The organism is Actinomycetospora chlora, assembly GCF_039542135.1.
GTDB classification, from domain to species: Bacteria; Actinomycetota; Actinomycetes; order Mycobacteriales; family Pseudonocardiaceae; genus Actinomycetospora; species Actinomycetospora chlora.
The window spans coordinates 1-11,348 of record NZ_BAABHO010000015.1 but is presented as its reverse complement, the minus strand read 5'-3'; the positions used below and the strand labels follow the sequence as shown (position 1 = coordinate 11,348).

General features: G+C 77.1%; 12 protein-coding genes and 1 pseudogene. 6 read left to right on the top strand and 7 right to left on the bottom strand.

The window, feature by feature from the left end:
* Positions 1–23: 23 nt before the first annotated feature.
* The 3 genes from ABD994_RS11340 to ABD994_RS11330 form a co-directional block, all read right to left on the bottom strand.
* The gene (locus ABD994_RS11340) at positions 24–635 is read right to left on the bottom strand and encodes an NlpC/P60 family protein (RefSeq protein WP_345414207.1); all 612 of its coding nucleotides are present in this window, start codon (positions 633–635) and stop codon (positions 24–26) included.
* Positions 636–826: 191 nt separating this feature from the next.
* Positions 827–1,801 (bottom strand): aldo/keto reductase, encoded by a 975-nt coding sequence (locus tag ABD994_RS11335; protein ID WP_345414205.1) that lies wholly within the window; start codon positions 1,799–1,801, stop codon positions 827–829.
* A complete protein-coding gene (locus ABD994_RS11330) occupies positions 1,798–2,256 on the bottom strand; it encodes a MerR family transcriptional regulator (RefSeq protein ID WP_345414203.1) in 459 nt (152 codons plus the stop codon). The genes ABD994_RS11335 and ABD994_RS11330 overlap by 4 nt, the downstream gene beginning before the upstream one ends.
* A gap of 60 nt (positions 2,257–2,316) precedes the next feature.
* Here ABD994_RS11330 and ABD994_RS11325 point away from each other — a divergent pair, with 60 nt between their 5' ends.
* Genes ABD994_RS11325 through ABD994_RS11315 form a run of 3 tightly spaced genes read left to right on the top strand, consistent with a single transcriptional unit; the run spans position 2,317 to position 4,420 of the window.
* Positions 2,317–3,216 (top strand): RNA polymerase sigma-70 factor, encoded by a 900-nt coding sequence (locus ABD994_RS11325; protein WP_345414201.1) that lies wholly within the window; start codon positions 2,317–2,319, stop codon positions 3,214–3,216.
* A gap of 35 nt (positions 3,217–3,251) precedes the next feature.
* Positions 3,252–3,986 carry an SDR family oxidoreductase gene (locus tag ABD994_RS11320; RefSeq protein WP_345414199.1) on the top strand — a complete coding sequence of 245 codons (735 nt, stop codon included), beginning with the start codon at positions 3,252–3,254 and terminating at the stop codon, positions 3,984–3,986.
* Positions 3,983–4,420 (top strand): DUF4345 family protein, encoded by a 438-nt coding sequence (locus ABD994_RS11315; RefSeq protein WP_345414197.1) that lies wholly within the window; start codon positions 3,983–3,985, stop codon positions 4,418–4,420. The genes ABD994_RS11320 and ABD994_RS11315 overlap by 4 nt, the downstream gene beginning before the upstream one ends.
* A gap of 61 nt (positions 4,421–4,481) precedes the next feature.
* On the opposite strand, the gene ABD994_RS11310 is transcribed toward ABD994_RS11315, so the two are convergent.
* Positions 4,482–5,045, bottom strand: a complete 564-nt coding sequence (locus tag ABD994_RS11310) for a TetR/AcrR family transcriptional regulator (RefSeq protein WP_345414195.1) — start codon at positions 5,043–5,045, stop codon at positions 4,482–4,484.
* A gap of 72 nt (positions 5,046–5,117) precedes the next feature.
* Between ABD994_RS11310 and ABD994_RS11305 the strand changes: the two genes are divergently transcribed.
* The gene (locus ABD994_RS11305) at positions 5,118–6,242 is read left to right on the top strand and encodes an FAD-dependent monooxygenase (RefSeq protein WP_345414193.1); all 1,125 of its coding nucleotides are present in this window, start codon (positions 5,118–5,120) and stop codon (positions 6,240–6,242) included.
* Complete coding sequence (tsaD, locus tag ABD994_RS11300) at positions 6,239–7,297, top strand: tRNA (adenosine(37)-N6)-threonylcarbamoyltransferase complex transferase subunit TsaD (RefSeq protein ID WP_345414190.1); 1,059 nt, start codon at positions 6,239–6,241, stop codon at positions 7,295–7,297. Before ABD994_RS11305 ends, tsaD begins: the two co-directional genes overlap by 4 nt.
* A 12-nt stretch (positions 7,298–7,309) precedes the next feature.
* On the opposite strand, the gene ABD994_RS11295 is transcribed toward tsaD, so the two are convergent.
* Entirely contained in the window at positions 7,310–8,197 is an 888-nt protein-coding gene (locus tag ABD994_RS11295) for a PP2C family protein-serine/threonine phosphatase (RefSeq protein ID WP_345414188.1), read from the bottom strand.
* A 143-nt stretch (positions 8,198–8,340) separates the two neighbouring features.
* Positions 8,341–8,865: a type II toxin-antitoxin system PemK/MazF family toxin gene (locus ABD994_RS11290; RefSeq protein WP_345414186.1), complete on the bottom strand. Its 525-nt coding sequence runs from the start codon at positions 8,863–8,865 to the stop codon at positions 8,341–8,343.
* Positions 8,866–8,927: 62 nt separating this feature from the next.
* On the opposite strand from ABD994_RS11290, the gene ABD994_RS11285 reads away from it, so the two are divergent.
* On the top strand, positions 8,928–10,547 hold the full coding sequence (locus ABD994_RS11285; protein ID WP_345414184.1) for a cation:proton antiporter: 1,620 nt from the start codon (positions 8,928–8,930) through the stop codon (positions 10,545–10,547).
* A gap of 18 nt (positions 10,548–10,565) precedes the next feature.
* Here ABD994_RS11285 and ABD994_RS11280 read toward each other — a convergent pair.
* Positions 10,566–11,348: pseudogene (locus tag ABD994_RS11280) on the bottom strand (hypothetical protein); the annotation flags it as partial.

Sequence of the window (11,348 nt, the reverse complement as noted above, 5' to 3'; positions counted from 1 at the left end):
GCCACTCACCTCGCCGGAGGCCCTCAGTACGGGGCGTAGGCCCAGCCCAGCGGGCGCTGGAAGTGGTCGATCGGGACGATGCCGACGCGGCCGTGGGCGCTCGACGACACGACGCGCCCGTCTCCGAGGCTCAGCGCGACGTGGCCGTTCGACGAGGTGTTGTAGAAGACCATCGCGCCGCGCGGGGCGTTGCGGAAATCGGTGTGCTGGTCCTGGGAGTGCCAGTCCTGGATCGCGCTGCCGTAGTGGCCCTGGGTGCCGAAGGCGTTCTCGACCGCGCGCTCGCAGTACCCCTCGTAGCGCGTGGTGCCGATCCGCGACTCGAACAGGCTGATCGCGTCCTCGATCTTCGCGTCGTGCGCGTGGCGCTGCGCCGCCTTCGTCAGCTCCGGCACGGTCGCCGACGCCGAGGTGGCGTCGGCGGCCACCGGCGCGACGGCCGCGTGACCCGCCTGGGTGGCGTGGCTCGCGGTCAGGTTCAGCTCGGCCGTCGTGGCGCCGACGTCGGGAAGGGACACCTCGCCGGCGTGCGACCCGAGCACGGCGGCCCCGACGGCACCGACGGCCACGCCGAGCACGGCGGTCATCTGCTGCGGGGACCGGGCGGGGGCCGGTCCGGGCAGGGCAGCGGTCATGGAGCACCTCCGTCGACGGGCGCGGCCGGGGGAGCGGGGGAGCGTGACCGGCCCGTGATGCGACGGAGATTAACCGACGATTCTCGGCGCGCCACTGCGGCATGCGTTCTTTCCGCAGGTCACGGAGAGATTTTGACGGTTCTTGGGGAACGGGCGGGAACTGTTCGTCCGGTTCCTGCCCGTTCGCCCCGTCACCGCGCGGGAGCGGTGTCCCGATTGACCCAGGTCATGTCGCCCGTCCGGTCCCCGGACGGGACGAGCGCCGACAGCGCGGCGAGGTCGTCGGCCCCGAGGACGACGTCGCGGGCGCCGAGGTTCTCCTCGAGGTAGGTCCGCCGCTTGGTCCCGGGGATCGGGACGACGTCGTCCCCCTGGGCCAGCAGCCAGGCCAGGGCCACCTGCGCGGGCGTCGCGCCGCGGCGCTTCGCGACCTCGCGGACCTGCTCGACCAGGGCCAGGTTCTCCTCCAGCGCGCCCTCGGCGAAGCGCGGCAGCCGACGCCGGAAGTCGTCGCTCGCGAGATCGCGCACCGAGGCGTCGGTGAGCATGCCGCGTCCGAGGGGGCTGTAGGGCACCAGCCCGATCCCGTGCTCGCGGGCCGCGGGCACCACCGAGGACTCGATGTCCCGGCTGAACAGCGACCACTCCGACTGCAGCGCCGCGATCGTCGCCGTCGCCGCGGCCCGGTGGACGGTGTCCGCCGAGGCCTCCGAGAGCCCCAGGTGACGCACCTTGCCGGCCGTGACGAGCTCGGCCATCGCGCCCACGGTCTCCTCGATCGGCACCTGCGGGTCGGGCCGGTGCAGGTAGTAGAGGTCGATGTGGTCGACGCCGAGCCGCTCGAGCGACCCGTCGACGGAGCGGCGGACGTACGCCGGCGACCCGTCCACCTGCCCGTTGGGGTAGCCGGTGGCGGGGTCGGTCTGGATGCCGAACTTCGTGGCGAGCGTGACCTCCTCGCGGCGCCCGGCGATCGCCTCGCCGACCAGCCGCTCGTTCTCGCCGCCCGCGTAGACGTCGGCGCTGTCGAGGAAGGTGACGCCGAGGTCGAGGGCCCGGCGCACGGTGGCCAGGGACTCGTCGCGGTCGGCGGGCCCGTAGGCCCAGTTCAGGCCCATGCAGCCGAGCCCCAGGGGCGGGACGGGCAGGGTGCCGAGAGTGCTCATGAGCCGCAGGCTCCTCCGTACGTAGTGATCTTGTAATCGACGACGGCGAGCGCCGCCTGCAGGTCGCGCAGCCGGTTGAGGATGTCCTCGCGGTGCGCCTCGAGCAGGGCGAGTCGCTCGGGCTCGGTGTCCGGGCCCTGCTTCACGAGTCCGACGTAGCGCTGGATCGCCGCGATCGGCATGTCGGAGTCGCGCAGGCGCGTGATGAACACGACCCGGCCGACCGAGTCCCGGTCGTAGCTGCGGCGGCCCGACGCGTCGCGGGCGACGTCGACGAGCCCGATCCGCTCGTAGTACCGCAGCGTGTGGGCGCTGACGCCGGTGAGGGCGGCGACCTCGGCGATGGCCAGGTGGTCGGGCAGGTCGAGGTCGCGCACCAGCTCGGTGGTCAGCGGGGGCAGCTCGCCCTCGGTGGTCTCGATGAGGTCCCGCAGCCGGTCCGTCGTCAGGCTCACGAGGTCGACCGTAGGACTTCGAGCGCACTCGAAGGCAAGCCGTCCCGGCAGGATGGTGGCGTGACCGGGACCACCGACGTCTTCCTCGCCGAACGTCCCCGCCTGTTCGGGCTGGCCTACCGCCTGCTCGGCTCGGCCCACGACGCCGAGGACGTCCTGCAGGACGCGTGGCTGCGCTGGGCGGACCACGCCGCCGGCGTGGACACCCCCGCCGCCTGGCTGACCACGGTCGTCACCCGCCTCTGCCTCGACCGGCTCGACTCCGCCCGCGTCCGGCGCGAGACCTACGTCGGCCCGTGGCTGCCGGAGCCGATCCTCACCACCGACCCGGCGGCCGGGCCGGCCGCGACCGTCGAGGAGCGCGAGTCGGTGTCGCTCGCGCTGTTGACGACGCTCGAGCGCCTGACGCCGCCGGAGCGCGCGGTGTACGTGCTGCGCGAGGCGTTCGGGCACAGCCACGCCGAGGTCGCCGCCGTCCTCGACGTCAGCGAGGTCGCGTCCCGCCAGCTGCACACGCGCGCCCGGCGCCACCTGGCTGCCGAGCGTCCCGCCGCGGCGCCGGTCGACGTCGGCCCGCTGCTGCACCGGTTCGTCGCCGCGGCCCGCGACGGCGACGTCGCCGGCCTCGAGGCGCTGCTGGCCGACGACGCCACGCTCTGGTCCGACGGCGGCGGCAAGGTCAGCGCCGCGCGCCGCCCCGTCCACGGGCGCGACGCCGTGGCGCGGTTCCTCGCGGGGATCCTCGCGCCGGCCCGGTGGCGGGGCCACGGCGCGGTCGCCGAGGTCAACGGCGCGCCCGCGGTGCTCGGGTTCGTCGACGACGAGCTGGCGGGCGTCGTCACCGTCGACGTCGAGGACGGCGCGGTGCGGACGGTCCGGATCGTGCGCAACCCCGACAAGCTCGCGTTCCTCGCCGGACAGCTGTCACGTTCGCCGGGCCCGTCCCGTCGACCCTCCTGAACGCCGACGACCAGGTCGATCCAGGGAGGACCACGATGACCGTGCTCGTGACCGGGGGGACGGGGACGCTCGGCCGCGCGCTCGTCGCGCGGCTGGACCAGCCGCGGGTGCTCAGCCGCCGCGCCGGACCGGGCCGCACGGTCGGCGACCTGCGCCGCGGCACCGGTCTCGACGCCGCCGTCGAGGGCGCGTCGGTGATCGTGCACTGCGCGACCGCCCCGCGCGGCGACGCGTCGGCCACGGGCCGGCTGGTGGAGGCCGCGCGCCGGGCCGGTCGGCCGCACCTCGTCTACGTCTCCATCGTCGGGACCGACCGCATCCCGCTGCCCTACTACCGCGAGAAGCTCCGGGCGGAACGGCTCGTCAGCGGGTCCGGGCTCCCGTGGACGATCCTGCGGGCGACGCAGTTCCACGACCTGCTCGTCTCGCTGTTCGCCGCCACCGCCCGCGTCGGCGTCGTCCCCGCCCTCACCGGGACCGCCTTCCAGCCGATCGACGTCACCGACGTCGCCGCGCGCCTCGCGGCGATCGTCGACGGGCCGCCGCAGGGCTTTGCCGCCCCCCTCGGCGGCCCGGAGGTCCGGCCGATGGCCGACCTCGCCCGCGCCTGGCTCGCCGCGACCGGCCGGCGGCGCCCGGTGGTCCCGCTGCGCCTGCCCGGCGCGATCGCCGGCGGCTTCCGGGCGGGCGCGAACCTCACGCCCGCGCACGCCGAGGGCGTCGTCACCTTCGAGCAGTTCCTCGCCGCGCGTGCGGGGGCGCACCGGTGACCACCCGGGTCCTGCTCTATGTGCTCGCGGCGATGCAGGTCGTCGTCGGGCTCTGGGCGCTGCTGCTGCCCCTGGCGTTCTACGAGGCCTTCCCCTACGGCGGCACGCCCTGGGTCGCGCTGCTCCCGCCCTACAACGAGCACCTCGTGCGCGACCACGGCGGCGGCACCCTCGCGCTCGGCGTCGCCCTGGCCTTCGCGGCGTGGTGGCCCGAGCGCCGGCTCGTCGTCGCGGTCGTCGTGGCGTTCCTCGTGTTCGCGGTGCCGCACGCCGTGTTCCACTCGCTGCACCTCGAGCACTTCCCGCCCGCCGACGCCGTCCTGCAGCAGGCGGCCTTCGCCGTCGAGATCCTGCTGGCGCTGGCCGTGCTGGTGCTGGTGGGGCGGTCGCGCCGCCCGGCGCCGAGCAGCGACGCCGTGGGCTCTCCCCGTTGATCTCCCGAGGGTGTCGTCAGCGCTCGCGCTGCCGACACGCCCGAGAGATCGTTCCGGAGAGCTACCCGGCCCCGGTGAACCCGCGGACGAGGTCGGCGACCGACGCCCGCCACCCGTCGGCGTGGCGCCCCGGGCGGCCGGCGCCCGCCACCTGGTCGAAGGCGAGTCCGTCGAGGCACGCCACCAGGTCGTCGGCGCGGCGGGCGGCGTCGGCGACGCCCAGCTCCTGCAGCGTCGCCGCGACCCGCTCGCGGATGCGGGCGCCCGCGGCGCGCAGCGCGGCCTCGAGCTCGGGGCGCCGCGTCGACTCCAGCGCCAGCTCCCAGCGGGCGAGCAGGCGTTCCCGGTCGTGCTCGAGCCAGTGCCCGACGGTCGCGACGCCCGCGGCCACGAGGTCCTCGACGCTCGCCGGGGCGGCCGTCCCGGACGGCATCTCCGCGAGCGTGCGCGCGGCCAGCCGCTCGACGCAGGCCGTCAGCAGGGCGGAGCGGGTGCGGAAGTAGTACGAGCTCGTGCCCTCGGCGAGACCGGCGGCGGCGTCGACGGCGCGGTGGGTGAGCCCGCGGCCCCCGGCGCGGGCGAGCACGGCGATCGCCGCGTCGGCGAGGACGTCCCGTCGGTCCACGCGCCGCCCCTTCCCGGTGTGCCTCTACACCCGTAGAGTACGGCCTACTACAGACGTAGAGGGGCGTGGGTCGTGGCGCGAGCCGTGGTGGTGGGGGCGGGGCTGGGCGGGCTCGCGACGGCCGTCGCGCTGCGCCGACGCGGGTGGGACGTCACGGTGCTGGAGCGCGGCGATCCGCCCCGGGCCGCCGGCGCCGGGATCGCGCTGTGGCCGAACGCCCTGCGTGCCCTCGACGCGCTCGGGGTCGGCGCCGACGTGCGGGCGGCCGGCACGGTCGAGATCGGCGGCGGCGTCCGCACCGCCTCGGGCCGGTGGCTCGCCCGCCTCGACGCCGACGACCTGCGCCGCCGCCAGGGCGACGGCGTGGTCGTCCTCCCGCGCCCCGACCTCCACGCCCTGCTGCTCGCCGCCGCGGGGCCGGTCCGCGCGGGGACGGCCGTGGACCTGGTCGAGCCCGGCGACGCCGACACGTCGGCGCTCGTGCACGACGACGCGGGCGGGCGGTACGAGGCCGAGCTCGTGGTCGCCGCGGACGGGCTGCGCAGCCGGGTGCGCGAGGGGCTCTGGCCCGACGCGACGGTGCGGGGGACGGGCCGCACGGCCTTCCGTCTCGTCGCCGACCACGTCCTCGACGCGGGCGGCGAGAGCTGGGGGCGCGGCGACTACGTCGGCCTGGCGCCGCTGCCCGGCGGCCGCACCTACCTGTGGGCGGTCGTGCCGACAGCCGGGGCGCCCGCCCCCGCTGGGCTGCGCGAGCGCTTCGCCGGCTGGCACCACCCGATCCCGGCCGTCCTCGACGCCGTCGTCGGCCCGGTGCTCGCGCACCCGCTCGCCGACCTGCGCCCGCCGTCCTCGTGGCACCGCGGGCGCGTGGCGCTGCTCGGGGACGCCGCGCACGCGATGACCCCGAACCTGGGGCAGGGCGCCGCCCAGGCGTTCCTCGACGCCGTCGCGCTCGCCGAGGAGGCCACCGACGACCTGGCCTCGCTCGCGGCCTACGAGCGACGGCGCCGCCCGGTGGCCGAGGCCGTCGCCGCCCGGTCGCGCCGGGCCGGCGAGGTCGCCGCGTGGCGCTCGCCGCTCGCGGTCGCCCTGCGCGACGGGCTGGTCGCGGCCGTGCCCGCCCGCGCCGCCGCCGCGGCGCTCGACCGCCTCCTCGGCGCCCCGGCGACCGCGGCGAGGACAATGGACGCGTGAGCACGCCCCTGGTCCTCGGCATCGAGACGTCCTGCGACGAGACGGGCGTCGGGCTCGTGTCGGACGGGGTGCTGCTCGGCGACGCGCTGGCCTCGAGCATGGACGAGCACGCGCGGTTCGGGGGCGTGGTGCCGGAGGTCGCGGCGCGGGCGCACCTCGAGGCGATGGCGCCGATGGTGCGCACGGCGCTGCAGCGCGCGCAGGTCGACCTCGCCGACGTCACCGCCGTCGCCGTCACCGCCGGCCCGGGGCTGAGCCCGGCGCTGCAGGTCGGGCTCGCCGCGGGGAAGGCGTACGCGCTGGCCGCCGGCGTCCCGCTCTACGCCGTGCACCACCTCGCCGGGCACGCCGCGGTCGACGTCCTCGACCACGGGCCGCTGCCCCCGCGCTGCGTCGCGCTGATCGTCTCGGGCGGGCACACGTCGTTGCTGCGGGTGGGGGACCTCGCCCGCGACGAGGTCGTCCACCTCGGCGACACCGTCGACGACGCCGCCGGCGAGGCGTTCGACAAGGTGGCCCGGCTCATCGGCCTGCCCTACCCGGGCGGCCCGGCGATCGACCGCGCCGCCCGCGAGGGCGACCCGCGCGCCATCGCCTTCCCGCGCCCGCTGACCGGTCCGGGCGACCCGCCGTGGACGTTCTCGTTCTCCGGGCTCAAGACCGCGGTCGCCCGCTGGGTGGAGGCCCACGACGGCGGGGCGCTGCCGGTCCCCGACATCGCGGCCTCGTTCCAGGAGGCGGTCGCCGACACGCTCGCGCGCAAGGCCGTCGCCGCCTGCGCCGACCAGGGCGCGGACACCCTGCTCGTCGTCGGAGGCGTCGCGGCCAACTCGCGGGTCCGCGGCCTGATCGAGGAGCGCTGCGCCGCCGCGGGGATCACGCTGCGAGTCCCGCCCATCCGGCTGTGCACCGACAACGGCGCGATGATCGCCGCCCTGGGCGACCTGCTGGTGCGCGCCGACGTCGAGCCGGACCCGCTCGACGTCGCCGCCGACCCCCGCGCCCGGCTCACGGGCGCACTGCTCCACGGCACGCGGCCGGTGCCCGTGGCGTGAGGTGAGGAGCGCTCAGGCCTCCGGGGCCAGGGCCAGCACGATCGCCGTGGCGTTGTCGTGCCCGCCCTCGTCGAGCGCCGCCTCGACCAGCGCCAGCGCGTCGGCGTGCACGTCGTCCCGCGTGCCGGACGCGGCGAGGATCCCGGCGAGCACCGGCGCGTCCGGCAGGTGGTTCCACACGCCGTCGCTGCAGAGCATCAGGACGCCGGTGCCGTCGAGCGTCCACTCGCGGTGGCGGGCGACGACGTCGGGCGCGTCGGCCGCGAGCCACCGGGTGATGACGTGGGCGCGCGGGTCGGACAGCGCGTCGTCGGCGCCGACGAGGCCGGCGGCGATCATCTCCGCAGCCCACGAGTCGTCCTCGGTGAGCACGGCGGAGTCGTCCGGGGCGTCGGGGGACAGCCAGTAGGCCCGGCTGTCGCCCGCCCAGCTGACCACCGCGCGCTCGGCGTCGAGGACGGCGGCGACGTAGGTGCAGGCCGGGGCGGCTCCCTGGCCCGGGGCCAGCGCGGCGACCGCGCGGCGGGCGGCCTCGGCGGCGGTCGCGGCGGCGTCCTCGAGGTCCTGGCCGCCGGTCAGTGCCTCGACGCCGGCGGCGACGGCGACGTCGCAGCCGGTCCGGGAGGCCGTGGCCCCGCCGGGCACGGACGCGACGCCGTCGCACACGACGGCGACGACGGCGGGCGTGCCGTTCGTGGTCACCGCCCGGGCCAGGGCGAAGGCGTCCTCGTTGCGGCGGCGGCGGTGGCCGCGGTCGGTGACGCCGGCACCGAGCACGGTCGCGGCACCCTCCTCGGGGTCCGCGAGGACCTCCTCGGCGTGCTCGGCGCCCGCGGCGGGCACGGCGTCAGTGCTCCCGTCGGACGCGGAGGACGGGGCGGAGGCGGGCTCGATCGGCACGGGGCACTCCTACACCCTCACGCCCGGACGGCGCAGTCGGCGCGCGGCGACGTGGGCGATCACCAACGGCCCCCTGTCGACGGCGGCCCGACCGCGCCGGGCATCTGTGCGCAGCGTAACCGGTCCGCCACCCGGTCGGTGGCTCAGCTCCAGCCGTATCCGCGACGCAGCTCGTCGGCCACCCGGCCGAACCGGTCGGCAGGCATGACCGCGCCCTCGCGGCGGATGCCGTGCTCGGGGATCTCGAGCACGCGGTCGAGGCGCACGAACGACTCCCGGCCCTCGCGGTCCCACGGCCCGGACCCGACCGGCAGCCAGTGGTCGTCGTCGCGGCGGTGCCCCTGGCTCGAGAGCATCAGCCCGAGCAGGTCGCCGTCCTGAGCGCGGCCGACCACCAGCACCGGCCGGTCCTTGCCCTGCGAGGCGTCCTCCTCGTAGGGCACCCACGTCCACACGATCTCGCCCGGATCGGCCGCGCCGTCGAGGTCGGGCTGGTAGACGACCTGCCCGGCCCGCTCCGAGGACGGGGCCGTGCGGACGCCGCCACCCCCACCCCGCTGCTGCGAGGCGCCGGGCCGCGCCGGCGACGCGCTCCGGTCCACCTGCTTGTTCAGCAGGTCCAGCCCGGCCTGCAGTGCCCGTCCCACGACGTCCCGGAATCCCGCCACGACGGGCAGCATGCCAGTGTCCGTCCGGGTCGCCGTGGCCGGAGCTGGCAAGGTCATCCGGCATGACCGTCCTGCTGCTGGTGGTGGCGGCGCTGCTCGTCGGGATCGTGCTGGTCGGCGTGGGCGACCGCCTGCGGCTGCCGTGGCCGGTGCTGCTCGTGCTGGTCGGCGCAGCCGCGGCGTTCGTGCCCGGCATCGACGCGCCCGACCTCTCACCCGAGCTGATCCTGCCGCTGTTCCTGCCGCCGCTGCTCTTCGCGACCGCGCAGCGCGCGTCGTGGTCGGTCTTCCGCGCCCGGTGGCGCGCCGTGCTGTTCCTCGCGGTCCTGCTGGTCGCGGTGACGATCGCCGCCGTCGGCGCGACGGTCGTCTGGCTGATCCCCGGCATCGCCCTCGGGGCCGCACTGGCCGTCGGCGCCGCGGTCGCACCGCCCGACCCGGTGGCCGTCGAGGCCGTCGCCGGCCCGCTGCGGATGCCCCGCCGGCTGGTGTCGGTGCTGCAGAGCGAGGGACTCTTCAACGACGCGCTGGCGCTGGTCGTGTTCCAGGCCGCGATCGCCGCCGTGGTCTCCGGCGAGCGGCCCGGGTTCGCGACGGCGCTGGGACTGCTGTGGGCCGGGGTCGGGGCGGTGGCCGTCGGGCTCGCCGCCGCGTGGCTCGCCCGGCAGCTCGCCGACCGGCTCAGCGACCCCGTCGCCCCCAGCGCGCTGACGCTCGTGCTGCCGTTCGCGGTCTACCTCGCCGCCGACGCGCTCGAGGCGTCCGGGGTCATCGCCGTCGTCGTCGCCGCGTTGCAGACGCGCCAGCACACCGACGCCGACGACGTCCTCGCGCGCCTCACCGGCGGCGCGTTCTGGAACGTGGTCGAGATGCTCGTGACCGCCGCGGCCTTCGCGCTGATCGGCCTCGAGCTGCGGGCCGTGGTGGCCGACGCCGGCGCCGCGCTGGGCGGGATGGTCGCCGACGCCGCGGTGGTCGCGGTCGTCGTGGTCCTGGTGCGGGCGATCTGGATGCTGGGTGCGCTGGTCGCCGTGCGCTCCCGCGGCGGCGGGGACATCGTCGCCCCACTGGACCTGCGCGAGGTGGCGGTGCTGACGTGGTCGGGCATGCGGGGCCTGGCGACGCTGGCCCTGGCGCTCGCGCTGCCCCGCGTCACCGCCGACGGCGCCCCGTTCCCCTTCCGCACCGAGCTCGTGATCATCGCGGCGGGCGTGCTCGTGGCGACGCTCGTGCTGCCGGGGCTGACGCTGCCGCTGCTCCTGCGGGCGCTCGGGGTGCGCGAGAGCGAGGATGTCGGGCGCGCCGCCGAGCAGCGCCTGGCCGGTCGCGCGCGGCGCGCGGCGCTGGCCGAGCTGGCGTCGCTCGACCGCGAGGCGCTGGGGCTCGACGACGCCGTGTCCGAGGAGGTGCTCGGCGAGCTGCGGGCGCGCTACGCACGCCTCGGCGTGGCGGACGGCGGGGGCGGCACGACCCCGGGCGAGGACGCCGCCGACCGCCCGGACCACGACCAGCGCCTGGCGGTCCTGCGCCGTCGCCGCGAGCAGTGGGGTCGGCTGAGCTCGGTGGCGCTGGCCGCGGCGCGGCGCGAGGTGCTCACCGCGCGGGGCGAGCCCGGCACCGACCCGGAGGTCGCCGACCGGGTGCTGCAGCGCCTCGACCTGCGATCGGCGCCGCTGCCCTGACGGCACGGCGCCGGCCGGTCAGGGGCTGCCGAACAGCCCGCCGAGCGCCTCGACCGCGGGGTCGACCGGGCGCTTCCGGGTGGTGGTGGTCGTGGTGGGCCGGGTCGTCGACGAGCCGCCGTCCTGCGCGCCGACCTGGGTGGCCGAGCTCGAGGTGCCCGAGCCCGAGGTGCTCGTGCCCGTGCTCGACGTGGTGGTCGAGTGGGTGGTCGAGCTGGAGGTCCCCGTGGGTCGCGAGGTCCCCGTGGGTCGCGAGGTCTCCGTGGGTCGCGAGGTCTCCGTGGGTCGCGACGTCCCCGTCGGCAGCGTCACCGACGGGAGACCGGGCACCGTGGGCAGCGAGACGGACGGCCGCGACGGCTCGGTCGGCCGCGACGTGTCCTCGGCCGTGCGCGTCGTGGTGGACGTCGCCCGGGGCGTGGTGGTCGGCTCGGCCGAGCCGCCGTCGGTGGGCGCGGTGCGCCGCTGGGTGGCGACCGGGCGGTCCTCGCCGTCGTCGGTGCTGGTGCGCCGCGGCGAGACGATCGCGACCGGGGAGTCGTCGCCGTTGCCGTCGCGCTCCGCGTCGCCGCTGTCGGACCGGCCGGAGCCGCCGGACCCACCGCCCAGGAGGTGGCTTGTGCCCGGGTCGGCCGCGACCTCCGCGGTCGGCGGCGCCACCGTCGCCGCGGGCGGGGCGGCCGTGGACGCGCGGTCGACCGTCCAGGCCGACGCCACGACGACGCCGCCCGCGAGGAGCACCGCCGCACCGACCGAGCCGGCGACGCCGTGGCCACCGGCGGCGGCCGCGGCCCGCCGGAG